The organism is Lysinibacillus sp. NPDC094177 (assembly GCF_050279145.1).
Lineage (GTDB): Bacteria > Bacillota > Bacilli > Bacillales_A > Planococcaceae > Lysinibacillus.
In genome coordinates, this window is record NZ_JBNNTW010000019.1 from 35,375 (window position 1) to 60,988 (window position 25,614).

Annotated in this window: 25 protein-coding genes, 1 pseudogene and 1 riboswitch; of the genes and pseudogenes, 10 read left to right on the forward strand and 16 right to left on the reverse strand. The window is 36.8% G+C overall.

Annotated features, from left to right (window positions below):
• Window positions 1-259: 259 nt before the first annotated feature.
• From ACQKNC_RS20675 to ACQKNC_RS20700, 6 genes are all read right to left on the reverse strand, one after another.
• Window positions 260-1,975, reverse strand: a complete 1,716-nt coding sequence (locus tag ACQKNC_RS20675) for an FTR1 family iron permease (protein ID WP_427426607.1) — start codon at window positions 1,973-1,975, stop codon at window positions 260-262.
• The gene (gene efeB / locus ACQKNC_RS20680) at window positions 1,950-3,209 is read right to left on the reverse strand and encodes an iron uptake transporter deferrochelatase/peroxidase subunit (RefSeq protein WP_427426608.1); all 1,260 of its coding nucleotides are present in this window, start codon (window positions 3,207-3,209) and stop codon (window positions 1,950-1,952) included. The genes ACQKNC_RS20675 and efeB overlap by 26 nt, the downstream gene beginning before the upstream one ends.
• Window positions 3,210-3,215: 6 nt before the next feature.
• Complete coding sequence (gene efeO, locus ACQKNC_RS20685) at window positions 3,216-4,082, reverse strand: iron uptake system protein EfeO (RefSeq protein WP_427426609.1); 867 nt, start codon at window positions 4,080-4,082, stop codon at window positions 3,216-3,218.
• Window positions 4,083-4,243: 161 nt separating this feature from the next.
• Entirely contained in the window at window positions 4,244-5,443 is a 1,200-nt protein-coding gene (locus ACQKNC_RS20690) for an MFS transporter (RefSeq protein WP_427426610.1), read from the reverse strand.
• A 12-nt stretch (window positions 5,444-5,455) separates the two neighbouring features.
• Complete coding sequence (locus ACQKNC_RS20695; RefSeq protein ID WP_427426611.1) at window positions 5,456-5,875, reverse strand: MarR family winged helix-turn-helix transcriptional regulator; 420 nt, start codon at window positions 5,873-5,875, stop codon at window positions 5,456-5,458.
• Window positions 5,876-6,108: 233 nt separating this feature from the next.
• Entirely contained in the window at window positions 6,109-7,158 is a 1,050-nt protein-coding gene (locus ACQKNC_RS20700; protein ID WP_427426612.1) for a nuclease-related domain-containing protein, read from the reverse strand.
• A gap of 355 nt (window positions 7,159-7,513) precedes the next feature.
• Between ACQKNC_RS20700 and ACQKNC_RS20705 the strand changes: the two genes are divergently transcribed.
• Complete coding sequence (locus tag ACQKNC_RS20705; protein WP_427426613.1) at window positions 7,514-7,636, forward strand: hypothetical protein; 123 nt, start codon at window positions 7,514-7,516, stop codon at window positions 7,634-7,636.
• A gap of 208 nt (window positions 7,637-7,844) precedes the next feature.
• Here ACQKNC_RS20705 and ACQKNC_RS20710 read toward each other — a convergent pair whose 3' ends face one another.
• The 5 genes from ACQKNC_RS20710 to ACQKNC_RS20730 form a co-directional block, all read right to left on the reverse strand.
• On the reverse strand, window positions 7,845-8,225 hold the full coding sequence (locus ACQKNC_RS20710) for a hypothetical protein (RefSeq protein ID WP_427426614.1): 381 nt from the start codon (window positions 8,223-8,225) through the stop codon (window positions 7,845-7,847).
• Window positions 8,226-8,315: 90 nt separating this feature from the next.
• Window positions 8,316-9,323 (reverse strand): FecCD family ABC transporter permease, encoded by a 1,008-nt coding sequence (locus ACQKNC_RS20715; RefSeq protein WP_427426615.1) that lies wholly within the window; start codon window positions 9,321-9,323, stop codon window positions 8,316-8,318.
• Complete coding sequence (locus ACQKNC_RS20720; RefSeq protein WP_427426616.1) at window positions 9,316-10,317, reverse strand: FecCD family ABC transporter permease; 1,002 nt, start codon at window positions 10,315-10,317, stop codon at window positions 9,316-9,318. Before ACQKNC_RS20720 ends, ACQKNC_RS20715 begins: the two co-directional genes overlap by 8 nt.
• Window positions 10,318-10,342: 25 nt before the next feature.
• Complete coding sequence (locus tag ACQKNC_RS20725; RefSeq protein WP_427426617.1) at window positions 10,343-11,260, reverse strand: iron-hydroxamate ABC transporter substrate-binding protein; 918 nt, start codon at window positions 11,258-11,260, stop codon at window positions 10,343-10,345.
• 14 nt (window positions 11,261-11,274) lie between these two features.
• Window positions 11,275-12,063, reverse strand: coding sequence for an ABC transporter ATP-binding protein (locus ACQKNC_RS20730; protein WP_427426618.1), 789 nt, complete (start codon window positions 12,061-12,063; stop codon window positions 11,275-11,277).
• A 138-nt stretch (window positions 12,064-12,201) separates the two neighbouring features.
• Between ACQKNC_RS20730 and ACQKNC_RS20735 the strand changes: the two genes are divergently transcribed.
• The gene (locus ACQKNC_RS20735) at window positions 12,202-13,302 is read left to right on the forward strand and encodes an NAD(P)/FAD-dependent oxidoreductase (protein ID WP_427426619.1); all 1,101 of its coding nucleotides are present in this window, start codon (window positions 12,202-12,204) and stop codon (window positions 13,300-13,302) included.
• Between the two features lie 118 nt (window positions 13,303-13,420).
• Here the strand turns inward: ACQKNC_RS20735 and ACQKNC_RS20740 are convergent, their stop codons facing one another.
• A complete protein-coding gene (locus ACQKNC_RS20740) occupies window positions 13,421-13,966 on the reverse strand; it encodes a TetR/AcrR family transcriptional regulator (protein ID WP_427426620.1) in 546 nt (181 codons plus the stop codon).
• 171 nt (window positions 13,967-14,137) lie between these two features.
• On the opposite strand from ACQKNC_RS20740, the gene ACQKNC_RS20745 reads away from it, so the two are divergent.
• Window positions 14,138-15,562 (forward strand): DHA2 family efflux MFS transporter permease subunit, encoded by a 1,425-nt coding sequence (locus ACQKNC_RS20745; RefSeq protein WP_427426621.1) that lies wholly within the window; start codon window positions 14,138-14,140, stop codon window positions 15,560-15,562.
• A 314-nt stretch (window positions 15,563-15,876) separates the two neighbouring features.
• Here ACQKNC_RS20745 and ACQKNC_RS20750 read toward each other — a convergent pair whose 3' ends face one another.
• Window positions 15,877-16,125 carry a hypothetical protein gene (locus ACQKNC_RS20750; protein ID WP_427426622.1) on the reverse strand — a complete coding sequence of 83 codons (249 nt, stop codon included), beginning with the start codon at window positions 16,123-16,125 and terminating at the stop codon, window positions 15,877-15,879.
• A 138-nt stretch (window positions 16,126-16,263) separates the two neighbouring features.
• Here ACQKNC_RS20750 and ACQKNC_RS20755 point away from each other — a divergent pair, with 138 nt between their 5' ends.
• The 4 genes from ACQKNC_RS20755 (at window position 16,264) to ACQKNC_RS20770 (ending at window position 20,357) form a co-directional block, all read left to right on the forward strand.
• Window positions 16,264-17,055 (forward strand): class I SAM-dependent methyltransferase, encoded by a 792-nt coding sequence (locus tag ACQKNC_RS20755; protein WP_427426623.1) that lies wholly within the window; start codon window positions 16,264-16,266, stop codon window positions 17,053-17,055.
• A 437-nt stretch (window positions 17,056-17,492) separates the two neighbouring features.
• Window positions 17,493-18,626, forward strand: a complete 1,134-nt coding sequence (locus tag ACQKNC_RS20760) for a DUF418 domain-containing protein (protein WP_427426624.1) — start codon at window positions 17,493-17,495, stop codon at window positions 18,624-18,626.
• Between the two features lie 73 nt (window positions 18,627-18,699).
• Window positions 18,700-19,755 (forward strand): sensor histidine kinase, encoded by a 1,056-nt coding sequence (locus ACQKNC_RS20765; protein WP_427426625.1) that lies wholly within the window; start codon window positions 18,700-18,702, stop codon window positions 19,753-19,755.
• Window positions 19,752-20,357 (forward strand): response regulator transcription factor, encoded by a 606-nt coding sequence (locus ACQKNC_RS20770; RefSeq protein ID WP_427426626.1) that lies wholly within the window; start codon window positions 19,752-19,754, stop codon window positions 20,355-20,357. Before ACQKNC_RS20765 ends, ACQKNC_RS20770 begins: the two co-directional genes overlap by 4 nt.
• A gap of 57 nt (window positions 20,358-20,414) precedes the next feature.
• Here ACQKNC_RS20770 and ACQKNC_RS20775 read toward each other — a convergent pair whose 3' ends face one another.
• The 3 genes from ACQKNC_RS20775 to ACQKNC_RS20785 all read right to left on the reverse strand — a co-directional run bounded on the left by ACQKNC_RS20775 (window position 20,415) and on the right by ACQKNC_RS20785 (window position 22,499).
• Window positions 20,415-21,773, reverse strand: a complete 1,359-nt coding sequence (locus ACQKNC_RS20775; protein WP_427426627.1) for a PepSY-associated TM helix domain-containing protein — start codon at window positions 21,771-21,773, stop codon at window positions 20,415-20,417.
• 359 nt (window positions 21,774-22,132) lie between these two features.
• Complete coding sequence (locus ACQKNC_RS20780) at window positions 22,133-22,315, reverse strand: hypothetical protein (protein ID WP_427426628.1); 183 nt, start codon at window positions 22,313-22,315, stop codon at window positions 22,133-22,135.
• 61 nt (window positions 22,316-22,376) lie between these two features.
• The gene (locus ACQKNC_RS20785; protein ID WP_427426629.1) at window positions 22,377-22,499 is read right to left on the reverse strand and encodes a hypothetical protein; all 123 of its coding nucleotides are present in this window, start codon (window positions 22,497-22,499) and stop codon (window positions 22,377-22,379) included.
• Window positions 22,500-22,530: 31 nt separating this feature from the next.
• Window positions 22,531-22,720: riboswitch (cobalamin riboswitch) on the reverse strand.
• Between the two features lie 169 nt (window positions 22,721-22,889).
• Between ACQKNC_RS20785 and ACQKNC_RS20790 the strand changes: the two genes are divergently transcribed.
• The 3 genes and pseudogenes from ACQKNC_RS20790 to ACQKNC_RS20800 all read left to right on the forward strand — a co-directional run.
• Window positions 22,890-23,252: a VOC family protein gene (locus tag ACQKNC_RS20790; RefSeq protein WP_427426630.1), complete on the forward strand. Its 363-nt coding sequence runs from the start codon at window positions 22,890-22,892 to the stop codon at window positions 23,250-23,252.
• A gap of 597 nt (window positions 23,253-23,849) precedes the next feature.
• Window positions 23,850-24,782: a C40 family peptidase gene (locus tag ACQKNC_RS20795; protein WP_427426631.1), complete on the forward strand. Its 933-nt coding sequence runs from the start codon at window positions 23,850-23,852 to the stop codon at window positions 24,780-24,782.
• A gap of 376 nt (window positions 24,783-25,158) precedes the next feature.
• Window positions 25,159-25,521 (forward strand): annotated as a pseudogene (locus ACQKNC_RS20800) (transposase); the annotation flags it as partial.
• Window positions 25,522-25,614 lie beyond the last annotated feature (93 nt).

Sequence of the window (25,614 nt, forward strand, 5' to 3'; positions counted from 1 at the left end):
ATCTGCGCGAAAGCGGAGTGTTAACGCAGCGTCAGCGGCAATGTTTTATCTGCGCGAAAGCGGCGTGTTAACGCAGCGTCAGCGGCAACAAAACGGCTCATCAGACGCCCCAGGAAAGTGCACAGCCAGAACGGAAACTAACCCTACTTTTTGCGCAAGAGTGTTTCCTTATTGCAGGTGACACACCGTAATTTCATTGACATAATAGTCTTTCTACAAAATAAAGGGCAGATGAAAATATATTCATCTACCCTCCTATTTATTTATGTTTCTTTTTATAAATAATCGTAGCTACAACAAGTAAAAGTAAAATCGCTTGTCCAATCATTGTTTCTACTGTTGGATAGAAACCAATGAAGCTGACAACTGGTAAACCATCTACAATTGTTGTTGAAATTGAATTACGAAGCTGCAATGTGTGCAGACTGACACCAATAATTTTAAATGCCAATACATAGATTAACACCGTTGCCACTGCGAAAAATTTATGAACTGGAATTTTTCCACTTGCTTTAAATAATACAAATGCAAAAATAGTTAATATTAAAAGCGCTACTACGATACCAAGCACAAATTGACTTGTCTCCATTTTAGGTGCAATTCCTGCGTAGAAGATCAGTGTTTCTGCTCCTTCACGGAAAACGGATAAGAAGCTAATTGATGCCATCGCAAACACCGAGCCAGTTGAGATTGCATTGCCCATTTGTTTGGAGATATAGCGGTTCCAGCTTGTCACACTCGATTTACTATGGAGCCAAATACCAACCCCAATCATCATTGCAGCAGCTAGTAAACCAATATAACCCTCCATCAGCTCTCGACTTGTATCAACTGTTGCGGATTGGAAAATCGTCGACATTAAAATAGCCGCTACCGCTGATAGTAAGATCCCAACAAATGCACCAACATATATCCATTTGCGCATTGTTTTTTGTCCAGATTTCTCTAAGAACGATACTAATGCCATAATAATGAGTAGTGCCTCTAAGCCCTCTCGCAGTAAGATTAATGCTGTATCCCACAGAGTATAATCCGAGTCACTTTGAATCAGCTCAATTTCAGTGCGGAATGTATCAAGCTTACTTTTAATAGCTTTGGCATCAACGTTAGACTTCAATAGATCACCAACAATGATCGGCATATCACTTTCAATTTTTGTATAAAGGCTGCCGTTACGTGTTGAAATATCAATCTCAACACTTGGCCATATTTTAATGAAATCTCGAATTTTATCAGAAGCTGCTTTATAATCACCTGCATCGATAAAATCATTCGCATCATCAATATAAGCGACTAATGTTGCTAAAGAATACTCACCTTCAACAACCTTCGCCGTATCATTACCTACTACAAAATCCTCAATTGTTTGTTTTAAATCTGCATATTGTGATTGCATTGAGGCTACATCTGGCTTTTCGGAAGCAAGTGAGATTCTGATAAAGGCCATCTGTGTTTCAATTTGTCCGTACATCGCAATGCTTTGCTCACGTACAGGGCGTTCAATTTTTTTCCATTTCGCATTAAAATCCTTATATGCTTCGTCGATTGTAGTTAAATCACCACTTGCTAAGGCATCCTCAAATGCTTTCATAACGGGTTTAAATTTCGTGCCAAATTCTGCTCGCTGCGCTGCTTCATCTACAGGATTCTCAAGCTTTTCTAATGCACGTAAAGCATTAGATAATTCAGATAGTGCCTTTAAACGTTCATCTTTGGAAGTAGCTTTAACTGCTTGTGCAAGAATTTCATCTACTTTTTCTTTTGCTTCCTTTTGATCAGATGTGACCGATGCCCAGTCTGTAGCAAACTGTTCAAGAGCTCGCTCTGCTTCAGCTTCCTTGTCCTGCTTCGTATTCATCAGCGCGTCACTTATAGAAATGTACAAATGACTATATGATTGCGCTGCCTGCACTGGTACAGCAAGTGCCAATAACAAGCAAAGTACTAAACTACAGCGCGTTAAAAAGTGCTTCACCTATATAACTCCCCTTTGATACACCAGGGAAGCAAGCAAACACTGCACTGCCTCGATGGGTAATGTACTCATTCATTTTATCTTTACGTCCTAAGCTATTTTGAACTGTTATAAATTGGGCTGGGTCCTTTTGAAAAGAAATAAACATGAGTCCTGCATCATGCGCACCTGTATTAGTCATAACTCCAGATGCATACGAGTAAGAACGACGTAAAATACGCGCACCTGATTTACGTGCTAAATGAACATGTGAAGTATCCGGCATAATATACTCACCGTTGCTATCCTTCGCCTCTACATTGAAATCATCGAACTCTTTCTTTTTCCCAAAAGGTGCACCAGTATCGCGATAACGACCAAATGTTGCCTCCTGATCTTTCAAAGATGTGCGATCCCATGTTTCAAGATGCATTTGAACTTTACGTGCGACTAAATAAGAACCGCCTTTTAACCAACCTTTATCGACCCATACAACTTTATTTAAATCTTTGTCATCGGTAATCGATGGATTTCCAGTGCCATCCTTGAATGCAAATAGATTTCTTGGTGTTCCTCCACCTGTTGGGAATGAGTTGAAGCCTGCCTGTGACCATTTAATCTCTACCTTGCCTGAAGCTGCTCGAACTAAATTACGCACTGCGTGGAATGCTACCTGCGGATCATCTGCACAAGCTTGAATACAAAGATCGCCACCAGTAAATTCTTTTTGCAGCTGATCTTTTGGGAAATGTGGTAAATCTTTTAATTCTTCGGGCTTCAAATGCTGGATACCAAGTTTATCAAACAAAGATGGTCCTACACCTATTGTGATCGATAAGTTTGATGCATCCAATCCTGCCGCTTCGCCCGTATCTCCTGTAGGGATACTAGCATTTTTCGTTAAATCTACCATTAATTCACCGTTCATTAAGCGTACAACAAGAGGTGTCCATTGTTTGAACAACTCTTGTAGCTCTTTCTTTGATGTAATTAAAACATCTAAAGAAGCAAAATATATATTTGTCTGAACTGGTGTAATAATGCCAGATTGATGTTTTCCATAGAAATCAACTTTATTACGTGCAGTCGTGCTGTCTGCAACAGGCTCAAACACATCATAGCCCATTACTTTCATAATACCACCTAAGCCAGAAGCACCGATAGCTACACCAGCTACTCCGATACCTGATAGCTTTAACATATCACGTCTAGATATTTTTTTATTCATCCATTTTTCATCATTTGACGCTGTCATTCATTATCACTCCAAAATAATACCCATTTGACTTAATGGTTCTCCAAGTTGATTAACTGCTGCTGCAAGTGCTTTTGTGTTTTCTTCCGTTAATTTTTCGTAAGAAACATATCCGCCATCAGCAGTCGCATGCTGTGCCAATAAATCATCTACTGCTTTGAATTTTTCATCTAATGTTGCTACTAAATCTTTGTCTTTCGCTTCTAATTTTGGTCGTAGGATTTCAAAGATTTTTTCTGCGCCTTCAATGTTAGCTTTAAAGTCATAAAGGTCTGTGTGAGAATAGATTTCTTCTTCACCAGTGATTTTAGATGTTGATACTTCGTTTAATAAGTCCACTGCACCTGTAATCATCACATCGGGAGTTACTTCAACAGTTTGAACTAATGCATGTAATTCTTTTGCATCTGCTAAAAGCTGGTCAGCTACTTTCTCGTAACCCGCTGTTTTATTTTCTACCCAAAGAGCATGCTCAAGTTTATGATAGCCCGTCCATTCTTCCTCGCCCTTACCTTCTTCTTTGATATCAGCTAAACGACCATCAATACGTGGGTCAAGGTCACCGAAGCTCTCAGCGATTGGCTCTGAACGTTCAAAATACATACGTGCTGGTGCATAAGCTGCTTTTGCTTTTTCAATGTCACCGGATTTAAATGCGTTCACAAAGTCTGTTGTTTTTATTAAGAATTGATCCATTTGCTCTAAAGCAAATTTTTGATAGGCTGCTAGTTCAGCAGATAAATCAACTTTTGAAGCTTGTTCCGCTTGCTCTGTTGCAGGCTTATCTTCTTTTTTTGTTTCATCTGTATTGCCGCAGCCAGTCATAAGAATGCCCCCTGCAACTAATACTGACAATAATGATATTTTTTTCATGCTAAGTACCTACTTCCGAAATAGTTTATATTGAGAATGATAATGATTATCATCGTCGATTGCAAGAAGTATTTTCATTTGAAGAAAAAAACGTCATTTTCTAGTTGATACATTTAGACAACTAGAAAATGACGTTTCTCCTACAATATTAAGATTCAATACTATGAAATTTTCGCTTGTTTTAAATTTTCATATTTTCCGTATAAGAAATAATAAAGGACAATTGACACTAAAATAACGAATACCATCGCGAAGAAAATGGCACTGTACCCCGACGTCGGAACGAAGAATCCTAAGAAATAAGGACCAACCCCTAAACCTAAATCATATAAAATAAAATATGTCGATGTCGCAAGTCCTAAACGCTCATTCGGTGTAACCTTAATAGCTATTGCTTGCGCTACTGAATTGAAATTGCCATAACCAATCCCTATGCAAGCAGCGGCTAGTAAAAATGCAACACTACTTGTCGCCGAACTAAAGGCATACATACCGATTGCAAAAATGACTAGACATGGATAAATAACAATGTTCGCACCTCTAGTGTCTAATAATTTCCCTGTAAATGGACGTGTAGCTAAAATGACAATTGCATAAATGATAAAGAAATAACTTCCCGCTGATACCAAATCAAGCTCTTTCGCGTAAAACGTCATAAATGACATAACCCCTGAATAGGCAAAGCCAATAACGAGCGCCACAAAAGCAATTGGCACAGCACGCATTTCGATAAAATTAGATAACTTAAAGCCTGTTTTCTCTGCCATTTCTTTAGCCTTCTTCGGTGCATCTGGAACGGTAACGATAAAATACATCAAAAAGCAAACAATGGCTAATACAGAATCGATTGCAAAAATCATCCGGTAATCTTCAAACATTTGTGTTAAAAGAATGCCTACGAACGGTCCGATTGCTGTGGCTAAAATAGCACTTAAGCTGTAATAACCAATACCTTCCCCTCGTCGATCTGGAGGTAAAATTTGTGCAATAATTGTTCCTGTCGCCGTACTTGCCACCCCAAGTGCAATCCCCTGTACTAAACGATTAAGCATAAGAAGCGGCAAATTCGTAGCGATAAAATAAGACATCGTTGAGAGCATAAACAATAATAATCCACAAAATAATGTTTTTTTGCTACCCCAATCCCCAATAATACGCCCTGTCCCAAGACGACCAAATAAAGTACCAATAATAAAAATACTCGATACTAGCCCTGCCGTACTAGTTGAAGCTCCAAAATGCTCAACCGCATAGCCTGCAATGGTTACCATCAATAAATAAAAAATTAATGTAATGGTAAAGTTAATAAGTGAGACGATTAAAAAGTCCTTTGTCCAAAGTTTATGTCTAGTTGCTTCCACTTTTTCTCTCTCCTACCGATTGATGTTTGCACAAATGTTCGCTAACACTTGTGTCGCAATTTCAATATCCCGCTCTGATACCCCTGCGAGTGCCTGTTCAAAAAATGGTTTTAATTGTGCCTTAATTTCCTGAACAATCTCTTCACCATTAGCAGTTAACCGCACAAGCTTCTCACGCTTATCCCTGCCAGCTACCGTTTCTACGTAGCCAAGCTCCACAAGCTTTTGCACAAGCCTTGTCACACTTGGCTTTTCAATAAACATAAAATTCGCAATGTCAACAAAAGTATGTGGTCCTTTATCCATCAATAACCGAAGGAGAGCCCATTGAGAGCTAAACAACTGATATTTCTCTAGCTGAACATTCACTAGATTGATAAACGGTCTGTACATTAAGCGGTACTGATTAAAAAATTCTTGTTCGATCGTCAAAAAATACCACTCCCTTTTAATTAGTTAGCCTAGCTAACTATATACCTGAAAATTTTATTTGTCTAGTAGGAATTAGCGAGAAAATTTGTCGCTTTTGAAATGTTCTATCCTTCGGTACGGCAGTTCCTTCCGTCGATGTGGCCTTGCTTTCCGTCGTCTTAGTTTTATCGTCCCTAGACTTCAATCCTTCTACATCCTTCAGCAATAATTCAGACCGCTTGAATTTTTGCTCTTTAATTAACAATCCAGTACTTCCTGTTGCTTTTTATTCCCTCAGCTTTCAATGGTAACTTTTGTAGTAATTTATAAGCTGTATTCGGCGAATCTATTGCAAAAAACTCACAAAAGTTTTTATTGGTTAACGTTTCGCCTACTAGCAATCGATAATCTTCAAGTGTCCTAAAAATAGCCTCGTTATCAACTGCTCCGCAGCGTTGACAATACCAATTTGGATAACGATATTTCATAGGCTGTCCATTTAAACACCTTTCACAATGCACACCTTTTTTAATATCCCGGACAGGTATTTCTATTTCTCTTTTGATTGGCCTATGCATGGACAATAGTTTAGAAGCAAATCGAAAAAGCTCTTCTGCTTCCATCACAACCTCTTTATTTTGTTGAAGCCATTCTCTAACGTGATAACGTAAACCAGAAACATGAAAAATTGGTTGTCCCCTTAAACTCTTCGATAAAATAGCATTTTTCGTTGCCAAAACCACAGCATAATGAACGGGAATCTGAGGCCGTGACTGTTGTAACATCCCCTTCATCCACTCCATATGTCGTCTACTTTGATGAAGTGGATTCGTCATTCCCTCGATATCGCCTTCTGCTGTAGTTCGTGTAAATTGATTAAAGGATTCATCAAAGTCCAGAAATCCTGTTATATTTTTAATTTCAAGTATCAATATAAATTGAGGACATAGTAAAACGGTGTCTATTTGATGTGTAGTACCGAAGTGACTAAGTATTTGCAAATCATGAAGAAAATAATGCGGATCAGGTAAAATAATTTCAAGCCATTCTGCGTCTACTCTTTGCTCCCCAGCAAAGCCTGCGTGCATTCGCCTCAACTTCTCAAAATAATACATGTATTTAGTATGCGTACTAGGTAATCTTCTTACCAAAGCTTCTAAAATTTTGTGCTGCTCCGATTCCTGACGATCCAATAAAATCATTGTTTCTCCTTCACCTCCTATAACTATTGTATTAAAAAAAAACCTCATAAAAAGAGGTTCCAAAAAACCTGAAATACATATAGAACAAATTAAATCTTTCACCAACTTTTTTAGATAGAAAGAACGGGAAAATTCCTACGATTCAGCTCTTGCTAGTATTTTTTTGCTCGCTATCCGTCAATGAGGTAGTTCTTTCCGTCGGTTTGACCTTGCTTTCCGTCGCTCTGAGACTTCTTTCCGTCGTTGTGACCTTGCTTTCCGTCGCCACTAATCCAATCCGTCACCCTGATATTTCTTTCCGTCGTTGACGTAGTTCTTTCCGTCGCTCTGAGACTTCTATCCGTCGGTGTAACCTTGCTTTCCGTCGCCACTAATCCAATCCATCACCCTGACATTTCTTTCCGTCGTTGACGTAGTTCTTTCCGTCGCTCTGAGACTTCTATCCGTCGGTGTAACCTTGCTTTCCGTCGCCACTAATCCAATCCGTCACCCTGATATTTCTTTCCGTCGTTGGCGTAGTTCTTTCCGTCGCTCTGAGACTTCTTTCCGTCGTTGTGACCTTGCTTTCCGTCGCCACTAATCCAATCCGTCACCCTGATATTTCTTTCCGTCGTTGGCGTAGTTCTTTCCGTCGCTCTGAGACTTCTATCCGTCGGTGTAACCTTGCTTTCCGTCGACACTAATCCAATCCGTCACCCTGACATTTCTTTCCGTCGTTGGCGTAGTTCTTTCCGTCACTCTGAGACTTCTATCCGTCGGTTTGACCTTGCTTTCCGTCGCCTCAAATCCTAAAAAGCCCCCACTGTATCAAACGGAATCTGTTCGCCATTTTTATATAAATCAGTATATTCATAATTAACATCTTTCGTAAGTTTAAAAATATGCTGTGTAATAACTTCGTTGTTTTGATTTTCAACTTCATCAATGTTTATTACCATCGTATCGCCTTTACTCTTCACGCTGACCGTAACAGTCCCCTTGGTATTAATCACAATAAACGAGCGTTTTTCACCATTATTAATCATTTGTACATAATCTTCCATTCCAAGGACATTTAAAATTTTTTGCAGATCCCTTGGTACAGATTTTACTTCAGTGATTGCTAATGTTGATTGACATGCTGACAATGCAATAATGGAACATAAAAAGACAATTAATAGTTTCCTCATATACCATCCCCCATCTATATTAGTATTATATTTTCAAAAAAATATTCCAAAAAGACTTTCAACATAAAACAACTGAACAGCCTAAGCCATTCAGTCGTTTTTTCGTAGTAAATATAAAAAATACGGCCCTCCGATACAAGCTACGACAATACCTGCTGGCACTGTCGCACTTGAAATAGCTACGCGGCCAATTGTATCCGCTAACATTAGTAAGCTTGCACCGATCAACAATGTAAGCGGTAAAAAGAACTGGAAGCGCGGTCCGACAAGCTGTTTCGCAATATGTGGAGCCATAAGACCGATAAAAGCAATACCTCCTGTGACCGATACGGCTGCCGCAGCTAAAGCTACTGAAACAATTAATAATTGCACACGCTCTCTGCCGATATTCAAGCCTAAGCCAACCGCCGTTTGTTCGGTCATCGCAAGTACATTTAACACATTGGCCTTATAAAAAACAAATGGAATACCTAGTACAAGCCAAGGCAATAAAGCCCATAAAAACGGCCAATCTGTTCCCCAAATATTGCCCGCAAGCCATTGCGCGATAAATTGCACATCACTCCGCTCAGCTGAGGAAATTAATATTATCATTACACCCGATAAGGCCGATGCTACACCTACTCCGACTAAAATGAGTTGGACCGGCTGCACACCCTCATTGCGCTTGTATGAGAAAAAGTAAATGCAGAGTGCCGTTAATAAAGCGCTGACAAATCCTACTAGTGGTAACGCATACGCAAAGTTAGGTAGATCTCCATTAACAAGGAGATAAAAGAGCGTAATCCCAACACCTGCACCTGCATTAATCCCAATAATACCGGGATCCGCTAAGTCATTACGTGTCACACCCTGCAAAACGGCACCAGCCAATGCTAACGCCATCCCTGCAGCTGCCAGCACAAACAATCTCGGCAAGCGCACAGAGAACAATACGAATGATTCTTTGAAGCTACCGTCTCCCAGTAAAATCGGTATTATGCGATCAATCGAAACTGAAGCCGCTCCCACTGAAATACCCATTACAAAAATAGCTATTGTTAATAGTATCCAAGCGATTAGCCATTTACGTTGTTTTTTTCGCCCGACATTAAACAATTTGACGACCTCCCTTCCGTACAAGAAGTAAGAAGAATGGAAGGCCGATAATTGAAATAATGGCAACTACAGGTGTCTCATATGGAGCATTAATCATTCTTCCTGCAAAATCTGCAGTCACCATAAACCATCCACCGATAATGGCACTCATCGGTAAAACAAATCGATAGTCTGTGCCAACAATCGCACGAACAATATGCGGCACCATTAAACCAACGAATGCTAAATTACCTACTAGTGCAACTGCAGAGCCTGCAAGAATGACAACTACAAACATCATAATTCCTTTAATAACGGCTGTATTTTGCCCTAACCCAACAGCTACTTCTTCATTTAAACTTAAAATGGTTAGCTGACGACTAAATGCAAACGCAATAATTAATCCGACCACAATAATAGGAACAATTATTAAAGCTTGCCATGTAGTGCCAATTAAACCACCACTCGTCCACATCGAAACATCTTTCGAAATTTGAAATAATATTCCCGTACCATCTGCTATTGCTTGTAATAAAGCGGTTACAGCTGCCCCAGCTAAGACTAGCTTTAATGTAGAAAAGCCATTCTTTGTTGAAGCGCCAATCCCATAGACAACAATCATCCCTACACCTGCACCTATGAAACAAGCAAAAATAAGCGTATAATACGACGTATTTTGGATAAATGCCATCGTTAATGCAAGTGCCGCATTCGCACCTGCTGTGAGACCAAGAAGCCCTGGATCTGCTAATGGATTTCTAGTAACCCCTTGCATTATAGCCCCAGCAACTGCGAGTGCACTGCCTACAAAAATAGCGGCAATAATACGAGGAAATCGAATTTCTCGTAAAATAGCATAATGCTTACCGCCGCCTTGTCCAACAATCGCTTGAAAGACGTCTTGAATACTCGTATTTGCCGCTCCGATACAAAGTGAAATCGTAACTGTCACTGCTAATAAGATCAGTGCAAGCAACACCTGAAGCCAAAATGGGAAATATCGAAACTTTGTCATTTGCCTTCGCTACTCTCTACTGAAATTATTGTAAAAATTTCTTTTCAAAGAAATCTAATTGATAATCTAAAGTGATTGGGTCATTAAAGTAAAATTCGTTGGCATTCACTTCAAATAAATGACCATTTTTCTCAGCCTCTAAATCTTTAAACCATGCAGCATTTTTAATAGAACTATCTTGACCTTTAAACATACTAAAAATCACATAGTCCCCCGCATAATCACTTAATACCTCTTGAGAAATTGCTAAATAACCAGGCTTTAAAGCACCTTCTTTTACTTTTTCAGGCATTTTTAAGCCCATTTCTTGATATAAAATTTCTGTTCCACGGCCCCAGTTATCTCCATAAACATACAATTGTTTATTGAACATTTCTGCAACAGTAACCGTTGCATTCTCACCGATTTTTTCTTTAATTTTCGTACCTGCTTCTGCAGCACGTGTTTTAAAATCTTTTACCCATTCAGTTGCTTCTTTTTCTTTGTTGACCACTTTACCGATTTCAATAAATTGCTGTAAATAATCCACTTTACTATAAGTAAATAATACAGTTGGTGCGATTTCTGCTAATTTATCCGCATTTTCAATACCATTTAAACCAATAATCAAATCTGGCTCAAGCTCGATAATTTTTTCTATATCCGTATTCTCAACAACCACTGCGTCTTTAATATCATTTTGGAAGTTTGGGTTATCTTTAGCCCATGAATCAACACCCACAACATTAACGCCAAGCTTAAGTAAATCCCCAACAAATGAAGATAACACAACTACACGTTTTGGATGAGCTGGCACTTCAATAGGACCAGATTCTGATTGATACGTAATTGTTTCTGCAGATGCTTTATCTTTTGAGCCCTCATCTGCCTTCTCTTCTTTATTGCCGCACGCTGCAAGCACTAGTACGACCACCATAAACATTGGTAATAACCACTTTTTCATGAATATATCTCCTTTTATACTGTTTGTAGTAAGTTATATGTAATGCACATTGGCTTGTCTGTTCGTGGATCCTTGCCAATGACTGCATCAATATGAAACACTTTTTCTAATACTTCAGGTACAATAACTTCCTCTGCAGTACCAAACTTCACAAGCTCTCCTTTTGACAGCGCGACAATAAAATCTGAAAAACGTGCTGCCTGATTTAAATCATGTAGCACCATGACAATTGTGCGTCCTTCTTCTGCGTTAAGCTTGTCAAGTAATTCTAAAACCTCTAACTGATGGGCCATATCTAAATAAGTTGTTGGCTCATCTAAAAAAATAATATCGGTTTCTTGCGCTAATGCCATCGCAATCCACACTCGTTGACGCTGTCCACCTGATAAAGCATCAACTGTGTCCTGGCGAAAGTCATCCGTTTTAGTTACCTTTAAGGCCCAGTCAATCATTTCTTTATCCTTTTGCGATAAATTACCGAAGCCCTTTTGATATGGAAATCGACCGTAGGATACAAGCTCTTCCACTGTTAAACCATGTGCACTTTCCGGACTTTGTGGCAAAATGGCTAACTCTTTCGCTAATTCCTTCGAATTCATTTCAGAAATATTTTGACCATCTAATATGACTTGTCCACTCTTATGCTTCATAATCCTTGTCATAGCCTTTAAAAGTGTGGATTTGCCACAGCCATTGGAACCAATAATGGTCGTTATTTTACCGTCTGGAATTTGTAACGATAAATCATGCACAATCGTTTTGTCCTTGTAGCCGATACGAATCGATTCAACTTGTAAACGCACAACGTAACCTCTCTTTCCTTTTTCTTATTTTCATGCTATGATAACGATTAATCGATAATGATAATCATTATCACTAAAGAATAGTCTATTTATCTTATAAAATTTTGTCAAACACTTTTTTAGGATGTGGTGATATAAATGCAACATGTATACGATGTAACTATTATTGGTGGTGGCCCTGCAGGACTATATAGTGCCTTTTATAGTGGTTTACGAGGATTGAAAACGAAATTAATTGAGAGTCAACAACAGCTTGGTGGTAAAGTTTTACTTTATCCGGAAAAGCTGATTTGGGATATTGGTGGTCACCCCCCTGTGTTAGGAGAACAATTTGCGAAACAATTAATTGCACAGGCAAAAACTTTTGAGCCAACCGTTTTAACAGGCACTAAGGTCGATTTTATCGAGCGCCAAGATGATATTTTTGCTCTTCACACTGCGCAAGGAGATAAACATTACTCTAAAACCGTTCTTTTAGCAGTTGGTGGTGGAATTATTAACCCTCAAAAGCTTTCGCTAGAAGGTGCAGAAAAATATGAAATGACTAATTTACACTATACGGTGCAGTCCTATCGACACTTTGTGGACAAGGAAATCATTATTTCGGGAGGCGGAAATGCGGCTATTGACTGGGCAGTTGAACTAAGTCCTATCGCTAAAAACATTACTGTTGTTTATCGTAAAGATAAGTTATCTGCCCATGAAGCAACAATTCAAGAGGCTTTAAATGTTGGAGTAAAGATTGAATGCAATACAACGATTACAAAATTGACTGCTAATGCTGACAAAACAGCCATCCAATTAGTGACATGTGAAAACTCAAAAACAAAACAAAGCTATACGCGTCAAATTGATGAAGTAATTATTAGTCATGGCTATAATCGAGAAACATCATTAGAATTGGATCAAGCGATTACTATTCCTAAAAAAGATGATTATTATTTTGAAGGGAAAGCAACTGGAGAAACAGCTCAGCCTGGGATATTTGCAGCAGGTGATATTTTAGCGTTTGAAGGAAAAATTCATCTCCTTCTAGGTACTTTCCAGGATGCAGCCAATGCAGTGAACTCTATTAAAACGTATTTAGAGCCTACTGCCTATCACCATGGAATCGTGTCATCACATAATGAAGTATTTAAAGAGAAAAATCGCTCTATTATTGAAAAGCACCTTATACAAAATAAGCACAAAGAAACCCATGCAAATCAACTGAATCATGATCAATCATCATCAAGCTAATTACTCATTCTTTGATAATATTAATTTGTTCATGACTATTTTCAACCACCATGATTCTGCTGAAATAGACTAAACGAAAAAGAGGATATATGAGCATATAGCCTCTTTTTTATGTAGATTAGCCTTTATATAAAAGATATATTTGATGTGCTATATAGTCGGAACTGTAGTGTAAGCCTTTTCTAATCCACCACATAATAACACCAATTATTGAAGCTGTTTTAATTTCAATACTTACGTAATTTTCCGGAAGTATTTTCTCACTATTTTCCCTTCTTTTCATGACTAGCTGTTGAATAAAGTTAAATAGCTGCACTTCTAACTCATCATTGTCAAATAAAATTAATAAGTAATCGCGGTGGCTATACAAATTATCTAAAAGCTTCGTAAATTGTTGTTTCTCCGACAAATCTCTAGCATCAATAAGGGACAAAATTTGAATTGAGATTCCTTCCATAATTTCATGAGCTAGTTGTCCTACTAGATCCTGAATGTCCTGATAGTGTAAATAAAAAGTAGTACGATTTAAATTTGCAACCTTCGCTACTTTTTGTACGGTTAATGTAGAAGCCCTTTCCCCTTCACTTATTAATTGCAGCACTGCCTTCTTAAACATTTCCTTCGTTCTAATCGACCTTGGATCTTCTTTTTTATCTGTAGACATTTGTTCTCTCCTTTGTTCATCATTTCTCATTTCATCGACAGGCAATTCATTCGTGTCGACTACTGAACAATTTGAAAAATATTGTTTATGGTCAAGAGATGTAGCTTTCTGATACCATTTACTTTATCGACAAATTGTCGATAATACAAGCTTCAATATAAAGGAGTTCACATGCAAAACGAATTATCAGAAAAAGCGAAGTCTATATTATTGGTCATATTAATAATGGGATGTTTTTTATCCACTTTAAATCAAACTTTGTTAAATGTTGCACTTAGTAACTTTATGAATGTATTTCAAGTAGATGCGGCTACCATCCAATGGTTATCGACTGGATTTATGCTTGTAAATGGGATACTCGTCCCAACTACTGCATTTTTAATAAAGAGATTTACTACGAGACAACTATTTATCAGTTCGATGTGCTTTTTATTAATTGGTTCCATTATTTGTGGGAGCGCCATGAATTTTGGCATCCTATTAACCGGGCGTATGATTCAAGCGGTCGGAGCTGGCATAATCGTTCCTCTTATGATGACGGTCATTTTATATTTATATCCTGCTGAAAAACGTGGTGCTGTGATGGGAAAAATGGGATTTGCGATTATATTTGCCCCTGCAATTGCTCCTACACTTTCAGGTTTCCTCATTGAATATTTCTCATGGCGCTGGCTATTTATCGGATTAATTCCATTTGTACTTGTTGTTATTTTGTTAGCAAATAAATATTTAATGAATGTCGCAGAAACAGAAAAAGGCAAATTGGATCTATTCAGTGTTTTACTTTCAACAATAGGCTTTGGCGGTATTTTATTTGGTTTTAGTAGAGCAGGAAGTAAAGGCTGGGATGATGTAATTGTTTTAACAACGATCATTATTGGTATTATCATGACAGTTTTATTCTGTATCAGACAAATAAAGTCAAAAGATCCGTTGTTAAATTTATCTGTATTCAAATATAAAATCTTTACATTAACATCAATTATTAATGTTGTTATTACAGTGGTTATGTATGCAGACTTAATTTTGCTACCGATTTATTTGCAAAATAGTCGAGGTTTTACAGCATTAGAAGCAGGATTGCTACTATTACCTGGTGCAGTCATAAATGCCTTTCTTTCGCCAGTTACAGGGAAGATGTTTGATAAATATGGGGCAAAACCTCTATTCATAACTGGGCTAGTATTTATTATTATTTCCATATGGGGCGTACTAGATTTGACTTCTTCTACAACTTATATGTATATCATGATTCGCACAATTATTTTACGTATCGGCTTAGGCTTTATTACGATGCCATTAAATACTGCTGCCTTAAATGCACTTCCACGAACATTAGGTTCACATGGATCTGCTGTTAATAATACGGTTCGCCAACTTGCAGGTGCCATTGGTACAGCCGTTGTCATGACGATTTATTCAATTCAAACAACTTCTCATGCCACGACACTCGCAACGCAACATGTTGTTCACGAAAAAATCGGCCAATTATCTTCCATTCTGAGTACCAATGACGCATATTTAGTTATGCTTGTATTTGCAATCGTCGGGTTAGCAATTGCATGCTTTATGCCGAGAATACAGAAAACCTCGTAATTTAATAAAGCTCTCGCTAATGAGCGGGAGCTTTTTGTTTACTGAACATCTTTCCTTATCATCAAAAATCGAATCATTTTCTGCTTTAAAATATTTTGAATTGTTCTTATTTCCCTTATAGCTATAAGCATCGATAAGGAGATTATTATCCAGTCTCACCCCTAACGTTGCTACATCATTCTCTCTGTAAATCGTAGTCCAATAAGAATCTTTAATTGTTTTATCATTTACCTTTGTTTGCTTCAATTTAGTATTTAACAGGGTATCTAATGGTGGACTTTAAATAAACTCATATTACGTTCCATCGAGATAAACTACCTAAAGAAATTTAAAAATGCTCCCATTTGTCTTAACATACCAACTCCATTTGTTATTGTTCCCGCATGGCCCATAATTGTATTTATATGCTGTGGTAATCTTCCAAATCTAGAAGTTTGGTGTTGTTGATTTGGGTAAAAGAAAGGTTGCTCCCTTCTACCTTGCATAGGAGGAGGAGGGCCAAAACCTTGTCTGTATCTTGGTGGGAATGGTCTCATTCTTGGATTCGGCGGATAAAATGGCATCAATTCACCCCCTGTCAGATATCTTTTACCTAGTATATGTCTGTATTTTTTTATTGTTTAGACTATCGAAGAAGATGCTGAAAAATTATATACAATATGTATTGTAAAAAATTTTGAAATCTAGTGCCTCCCCTTTCTGTGAAGGTTCTTCACAACAACTTTGTCTTCCACAGGAACCATACTATTTTTAATTTCATATTATACAAAAATACGAATAAAGAAGGGATTCCGATTCAAAATTCAAAATATCTAGAATTTCTGTCCAAATTTGGTGTTGGCGGTGCACATCCGGGCGGTATTAATTTAACAAAGGAAATATTCAAGACTGAGAACATTAGCGAAAATTCCTATATTTTGGATGTAGGGTGTGGTACAGGCCAAACAGTTGCCTATTTAACAGACAAATACGAAGCAAAAGTAACAGGTATTGATATCAATTCTGTAATGATCGCAAAGGCTAAAAAAAGAATGAAAAAAAATCGCTTACGCGTAAAAATAATTCAATGCTCTATAGAACAAGTACCGTTACCCGATCATACATTTGATTTTATTATTTCTGAATCTGTTCTTTCTTTTGTCAATAAACCTAGTGCCCTAAAAGAAATTTTTCGTTTATTAAAAAATGGCGGTCGGTTTATTGCCATTGAATTTACTACTCATCAACCACTTGAAGAAGAAATTGAAAAGGAAATCAAACAGTTTTATGGATTTGATTCTTGCTCAATGAAAAAGGATTGGGTAGCTTTATTTAAACAGGCTGGTTTTAAAAATATTCGTATACAAAAAAATAAATCAATCTTCTCAGTACCTGAGTTTCATCACTCAAAGGATATTGAACCTGAACTTTATGAGGTAATGGATAAACATTTTGATATGAACTTAAAGTACGAAGGGCTTTTTGACTATAGAATTTATTCATGTACTAAATAGTTTGAGGACTTAAAAGATCTGATGTTATTCAAATTGAAAACTTCTTAAACGAAAGGAGTAGGAGATTCGTTCAAAGACAAGTCTCCTACTCTGATATCAATTCCTTTGTTGTGAGGAAATTTGGATTTTTTACATTTTGCAGAATACTACGGTGATACTTATAAACCTTCGTCAGACTAACGGAGGCTTTAGTTCAATTAGGTTAATAAATTATTACATAAAAAACGTTCAGATTACTGAGCGTTTTTTTGCATTTTATGTTAATGGCAATTAGATTGTTATTTACTTTTAATATTTTTCTCCCCATCAATGTTTTTTGTTCTTGATACACCATAAAATGACACCTGTCATAATGAACCTTTGACTGGTGTGAATATGTTTTTTCCTTTCGTTTTCTTATCATTATTGTAAGAAAACAAAGAAAGAGTGATTTTATAATGAAAGTTCAACAAAGATTACCCCTAATCGATATGTTACGAGGCTTTGCTGTATTAGGGACACTTGGCACGAATATTTGGATTTTTGCTTATCTTGGAGATATTTCGTATATCACAACGAGTAGTTATTCAGGTTGGTGGTCATTCAACGATTTTTTACGAATGGCAGTTCTTTTTTTAGTAAACGGTAAACTCCTTGGTTTATTAACAATAATGTTTGGTGTAGGTCTAGAATTAAAATATCAGCAAGCCTTGCGAAAAGGAAATGCTTGGCCTGGAATGTATATTTGGACGATAGTCTTTTTATTTATGGAGGGTCTTATCCACTTCACCTTAGTCATGGAATATGATATTTTAATGAGCTATGCTGTGACAGCCGTCATCATTGCCTTTATCGTTAAATTTGGTGATAAAGCGATTAAACGTGCTTTATACATTTTTGGTAGTTTCCATACACTAATGATTCTAATAATTTTAGTCGGCACATTGCAAGGTGCCGCCAATGTTTCCATTGCTGGAATCGATCCAGTCGTTAAACTTTATGAAAATGGCACTTGGTTTGAGCAAATACAATATCGTTTAACACATTTTCTTTATTATAGAACAGAATCTATTTTTATTTTTCCAATGAATATCTTCTTATTTTTACTAGGTGTTACGTTGATGAGAAAAGGTGTATTTTTACAAGATGACAAAGGACGTCAGGCGCGTCAAAAGCTATTCAAAATCGGTATTTTTATTGGGATACCTTTAAACCTTCTAATCTTTATTCCTGGTGGAGCATTTGATTTACCTGTTCGTTATTTATTCGCACCAATTCTATCTATTGGTTATATTGGTATATTAGGTAAAATGATAGAATATAAGAAGCTTGATTGGATATGGAGTAGATTTGGCGAGATTGGGAAAATGTCTTTAAGTTGCTATGTACTACAAAACATTATTGCATCTATTATTTTCTATGGCTGGGGCTTAGGTTTGGGTGGCAAATTGAATAGTATTGAAGTCATCAGTATTTGGCTAACCCTCTCCCTTCTACAACTTTTCATTGCACATATTTGTATCAAGCATTTTCATGTTGGACCAATGGAATGGATTCGGAAACATGCCATTCAAAGTGTCACGCAGAAGTAATCGACAAAGGTTGGTGTGAAATATAAAGATTTATCCAAGAGACCAAGCAAAACACTATTTAATTATCGATGTTGTGTCACTAGTTTTTTTATTTACAATGGTATTAAGTTCAAATTCCCATTTACCATTAATGGCAAAAATAATAATCCTTATGTTATTTTTAGTAGCCTTCTATATTGCTTTATGGTTTAAAGATTGGCGTTTATTGTTAGCTTCTTTACTAGGCTTTACTCTTATTGTCATTCTGGGTATTTACGAAGGTTCTTCTATGTTAGTTTTTGGATTTACATTTGCTGATTTACTTGGAAGAGCTAAATCTAAGTGGCATATTGCAGTGGGAATGTTTGCCATTGCCCTTATGTTTTTTATCGTTATTTGGTTTGAATCTGGAACATCTTTTACATTAGAAACCGAAGTTTTAATACCCATTATGATCATTCAGCTACTATTTCCAATGCTAATTTACTACGTTGAAAAGTCCAAAAAATTACAATCGGAATTAACAGAGGTAAATACCCAGCTTGTACAGCAAGAAGAAAGACAGCGAATCGCGAGAGACCTCCACGATACACTTGGTCATACATTGACTATGATTAAAATAAAAACCGAACTAACAACAAAATTAGTCGATAAGGATACAGTGCGTGTTAAAGATGAGCTAAACGATATTTTAGCAACAACACGAACAGCACTAAAGCAAGTAAGAGAATTAGTCTCCGATATGAATTTTATTTCGTTAGAAAGTGAGCTTATTCTTTGTAAGCAACATCTTCAAACAGCTGATATCTCAATAAAAATCAAAAATAACTGTCCAAAACTTTTACTAGCTAGTGTAGAAGAAACGATGCTGTCCCTTTGTCTCCGGGAAGCTACTACAAATATTATTAAGCATAGTCAAGCAAAAAAATGCGAAATAGATATCAATGATATAAATGGAATTTTAAAGATAAACATTATTGATGACGGCGTCGGCTTACATAACCAAGGGCATGGAAATGGATTATCATCGATGCAAGAAAGAATGAACGCCCTTTTAGGAAGTGCTTTTATTGACAATTTACCTACAGGTGGAACAATTGTGACCTTAACGTTACCTATCCAACACTTCAGAAAGGAGCCACCAGCATGATAAGAGTATTACTAGCAGAAGATCAACAAATGTTACGAGGCGCCTTGACTTCCTTGTTGTCGTTTGAGCCTGATATAAAAGTGATTGCAGAAGTTTCAGATGGTCAAAAAGCATGGGAATATATCCAACATGAGCCACCAGATGTATGTATATTGGACATCGAAATGCCGAATCTTACCGGACTTGAACTTGCTGAAAAAATAAGACAGGCAAATTTACCGTGCAAGGTGATGATTGTTACTACCTTCGCACGCCCTGGCTATTTACAAAAAGCGATGGATTGTGGGGTACATGGTTATTTATTAAAAGATGAGCCTATCGACTATTTAATTGAAACTATAAGAAAAGTGATGAATGGTGAAAAGGTCGTCAGCAGAGATCTAGCCGCTACGTTATTTATGAAAGAACAGAATCCGCTAAATGAACGTGAAATCGCTGTTCTTCAGCTGGTAAAAGAAGGACTCACAACAAATGAGATTAGTAAAAAATTATTTTTAACAAAAGGCACTATTCGAAACTATTTATCAACCTCTATTCAAAAGCTACAGGTCGAATCTAGGCAACAAGCTGTTCAAGTCGCCAGCGATAAAGGATGGCTTTAGAAAAAGAAAAGCGATACTGCATTCCTTATCTATAAAGGATACAGTATCGCTTAATTTTTAATTAACTTCTGGTTTATTTTTAGTAAACAAATTTATTATAATTTCAACGAGTACGACAGCAATTAAGGAAAGTCCAAATAGTGGCATTAGTATACCTAAAATGATCATGAAAATGATAAAAGGAATGGATACCTTTTGAGAGATTTTAGGTGGTGCAGATAGCATACCTTTTTTCTTTCTTAGTAGCCATGTTCTAACTCCCCAAGCAATTACCACTAAAAATGCTAGACATACTAGTAAATTTATTAATTTATTTGGCCAGCCAAACAAGTGACCTTCATGCAAAGGAATTCCCCAAGTGAACCATTTGGCAAGAATGCCATAGTCCTCATATCCAACCTTGTCAATATATTTTCCACTATATTGATCAAAATACATTGTCGTTTCATCATACGGACTAACATCAAGACCTGTGACACCAGTGTTACTAGATTTTGCAACTGTATAAACACCGACTTCATTAGTAGGATAGATAATCGCATAAGGTTTTGATATTTTCATTGCATCAATTTCATGTTGTAGCTTTTCTACGCTTATTTGGTAAGGGTTAGCAGCACAGATCGTATTGGCTCCCATACCATGATGTGCTGCATGTCCTGAATCTGACGTTGGAGGTGTTTCTTGACGAGTAGCCCAAGGAATCTCACTTACATCAGATGTAGGCGGCTGTTGCTGCAATAATGGCGTGCCGAAAGAAGGATGATCTTGTGAAGCTTGATAAATATATTTCCCCATAAACGCAGACCATGGTAAGCCTGTGAAAATAATAACAAGCATTGGAATGGTAATAATTGTCCCCATAAGTGCATGAAACTTTCTACTCTTTTGACGTTTGTTTGTCTGCTTTGTTTTCTTTAGTAGTTTTGCTTTAAACGTCATGTAAATGCCTGAAAGCAGTAAAAAAACAGCCCAGCACGCTGCCAATTCTACTAAATAATTGACAACCGTTCCCCCAATAAATAAGGAACTATGGGCATTTCTCATAATATTTGAAAATGTGTAATCAGCATCCTGACCACCAATAATCTGATTATGATTATCCAGGAATACATATTTCTCTTTACCATCTGCATTCTTCATCGATAAACGAGTATTGTAAGGCTCTTCTAACTCTATAATTTTATTGGTTTTATAGCCTGCATATGATTCTTCTGCGAGTTTAACAGCATCATCAATAGATTGTACCTCGGTCTTTCCACTTTCACCAAAAAAGTATTTATCATATAACTGATTTTCAACATCAGTATAAAATAAATAACCAATACCACTTAGTGTTAGCGAAATAAGAAGTGGAGTAATAAATAATGCGGCATAAAAGTGCGTTCGCCAAAAACTTTGGTAAAGCTTGTTTTTCATGTATAATTCTCCAATCTATAATAATCAATTTCGCCTTGGCGTAATTGCGTCCGGATTTTGAATTGTGCCTGCACAATTCAAAATCCGTGAAATCCGCCGGAGCATTATCTGCATTCCGTAGGTGTTTACTGAATGCAGATAAGCGCAAAATAATTATATAGTTAAAAAGTGAAATAAGTATGAAGTCCTAGAGATTTTTTTATGGCAAAATATATGTATTCCTATTGAGATAATTGGGTTATAGTAAACAAAAGAGATTGTTTTCATTAAAAAGCTACTTAATGCCCTGTAAAATGGTGAGCATAAGTAGCCTTATATTTTGGTAAAGATAATAATCATTAGGATTTATATCCAACTAATTATCCAATTAGTTCTTTCATTACATTCGTATAAGCTGTTAAAATATCATTTTTATGAACAGCATCCTGCCCTACATACTGTTCAACTATCTCCTTTAATGTTTGAGAAGTACTTGTATATTGCTTTTCCATGACTTCAAATTTTAACAGACTTTCATAATAGTCGATTACTTGTGGATTCATGTGTAACACTCCTTTAATTTAAGCATAAAAAAACATCTTTCCTTCTTTAGAAAGATGTTTACTATGACAAATACACGACATAATACGCTGTTTGCCATGGTGAAAAAAGCTTTCTATTATTAATAGAAGCTACCATTTTAGCAATCATCGTACTATGAGCGTGCAGGAGAATTTCTCTAGTCACACTCAACACCCCCCTATCCTCGTAGGCTTTTTGGTTGTACTAGATAAAGGCAGGTCTCCTGGCTTATGTTTATCACACCTTTCACCTTCCCATTACTATGCGTAACAGTGGTCTTTTGAAACGTGCTCCATTTACAGTTGCGGGACAGCGTCGGAATTGCACCGATCTTCCCTTTTAAACAAATCGAAATTATGATTTGTACCTTTATCTTATTATTCCGTTTTTATTATTATACCATGCCTCATGGCTATTATGGGCTTACTCCCTAATTCTCGCTGGTTTTACAAAGGCCACATTCGTGAGGAAAAATACTATTCATTCGTCAAATTAAAGGATTTTTCATTTTTATCCTAGAAGTAAATATCAATTAGATTTAAAGGAGGAGAAAAAATGGTTATAGGCTTACATCACGTTCAAATAACAATTCCAAAAGGTGAAGAACAAGAAGGTAAACATTTTTACTGTCAAGTATTAGGACTAAAAGAACTTGAAAAGCCTAATTCCCTTAAAGGACGAGGTGGATTTTGGTTACAGGTCGGCAATAAAGAGGTTCACGTAGGGACAGAGGATGGCTTTGATAGATTAACGACAAAGGCTCATATTGCCTATCAAGTTGAAAATATAAAACAGTGGAAAAAGGCATTAGCTGAACATCATATAGAAATTCTCGAATCAGTTCCTATTCCTCATTTTGAACGCTTTGAATTTAGAGATCCATTCGGTAATAGAGTGGAGATGATTCAGAAAATTTAAATGAAAACAGTTTTATAGAAGTTAATCTCTATTCAAACTGGCATGTTATTCGGCAATACGATGGGTTATTTCCGTTTTGTCTGAGAAATATTTTTTTCATGGCATTGGCCCCTTTATTAAAGGTGATCGAGTCAGGTACGTCCCGAAAGTGATCAGATTCAACTTGAGGCTGGGACATAACTAAATGGTTCCTTTATAAAGCCGAATAATCTCTAAATTAACAAAACACGATAAATAGAAAAACCGAACTATTCCGAAACACTTCATGAGCGTTTCATTGGATAGTTCGGTATTTTTGTTGGCTGAAACTCTTTTGTCCCAGCCTCTTCTAAACGTGCTTTTGTCTATACGTAAGAGCAGTAATGCCTATCCCTATTACCTTTCATTTCTACATACACTTCACCCAACTGAAACATTTGTAATAAAACTGTAAATTAAGGCGACAAAGCCTTTTATATCAGGTGTTTGCAGCAAATCCCCATCCTCCGTGGTAACATTTACCTCAAAGAAGCCCTACTTTTTCATGCTACGATTAATTCCAATGGCAAGCCAAAATCGGATTAATCCTAACAAATAGCTTCAGGAGGACTTAACAACATGAATAAACGATTTTTAACAACAACATTAGCATTAACGATAGGTTTTAGTACATTGGGAATGGTAGAACCAACTGTTCATCCAATAGAAGTAGAGGCTGCAACAACTAATGCTCAAAATAACACACAGGCTGTTGCTGCGAAGGCAGATCAACTAATTCAAACTGGAAAAAGCTTAATTGGTAAGTCGACATACAGCACTGCTGAATACAAGGCTACATATCCTTATAAATTTTCTTGTGCATCATTTATTATGTACATTTTCGAGAAAAACGGTGTTGACCTCGGGACTTATAATGAAGATTATATGATACAGCAAGGAACATCTGTTAACAGAAATCAGTTACAAAAAGGTGATTTACTATTCTTTAAGAGTAAAAAAACGGGAACAGACCCTGATCACGTTGGTATGTATATTGGGGACAATAAAATGATTCACATGGCTGATTCTAAGCAAAATATTATTATTTCTGATTTAAATAGCAAGCCATATTATACAAATAGTTATGTAGGTGCCCGTAGAGTATTACCTACATTACTTTCAGCGAATCCTGCTACGAAAGGCGATAAAATTGTTGAAAACGCCTTTAATTATAAAAATAAAGTAAAAATCAGCTCTACAAATAATGAAGCAAGTCTTCGCTTTACAGCGCCTGGATTTGTTGACTTTATCTATCGTAAGAGTGGAATTAAACTTGGTACAACTAATTTAAAGGAACAAATGAATGTTGGAACAACAGTTACACGTGCCAATTTAAAAAAGGGTGATTTGGTGTTCTTTAATAGTGTTAAAGGATCTAAAACTCCTTCACTAGTAGCTATCTATGCAGGAGATCAGCGTCTAATCATTCCAAGTTCTAATGGTATCAATACAAGAGTTCTATTATTTGACTATTATAAAGATCATTATATTACAGCAAAACGTGTTTTTTAAGACATTTTATATTGTAGCTAGAAAAGAAGCATTCCTTAAGGGAGGGAACTGAAAAAGTCTATATCTTCTCACATTGCGAGGTATTTAACGATTTTATCGTTGAATACCTCGCTTTTTTCATTTGGCACTGTGACTCTACTGTTGTTTTCCGAAGCATTCCGCTCGCTTTCCGCGGGCGAGCGCCGAGCCTCCTCCTACGCTTCGTGCGGGGTCTCGTCTGTCTCGCTTTCCCGCAGGAGTCGAGCGATGCTTCTCCAAACAACGCAATATATCACACTATTATTTTAGTCACGCTTTCATTTATAATAAAAGAATTAATGTGCAGGTGATGCCCCCGTTGATATCAAATTAAGAAACCCTTAATTTAAGTCCATATATGGCGATCTACGATATTGTTGTGCCAAAAGATAATATACTTCGCCAAATCAATGAACTTGTTGATTTTTCATTCATTTTAGAAGAGTTAAAAACAAAATATTGTTTAGACAATGGACGTAATGCCATTCCTCCAATTCGTAAGTTTAAGTACTTATTATTAAAAGCGATTTATGATGTATCAGACGTCGACCTTGTAGAGCGTTCAAAGTACGATATGTCATTCAAATATTTCTTGGATTTGGCGCCAGAAGATCCAGTCATTGATTCAAGTTCGCTTACAAAATTTCGTCGGCTTCGTCTTCAAGTCGTAAGCTTATTAGACATGCTTATTGGGAAAACAGTTGAGATAGCATTTCATCGACTGCGGGTCTATTTGGCATGGAAATTCAAGGTGCTACAACGATATTCGCTGTCAATTTGAAACGGATATTAAAGCTACTAAACGAAAAAGAAT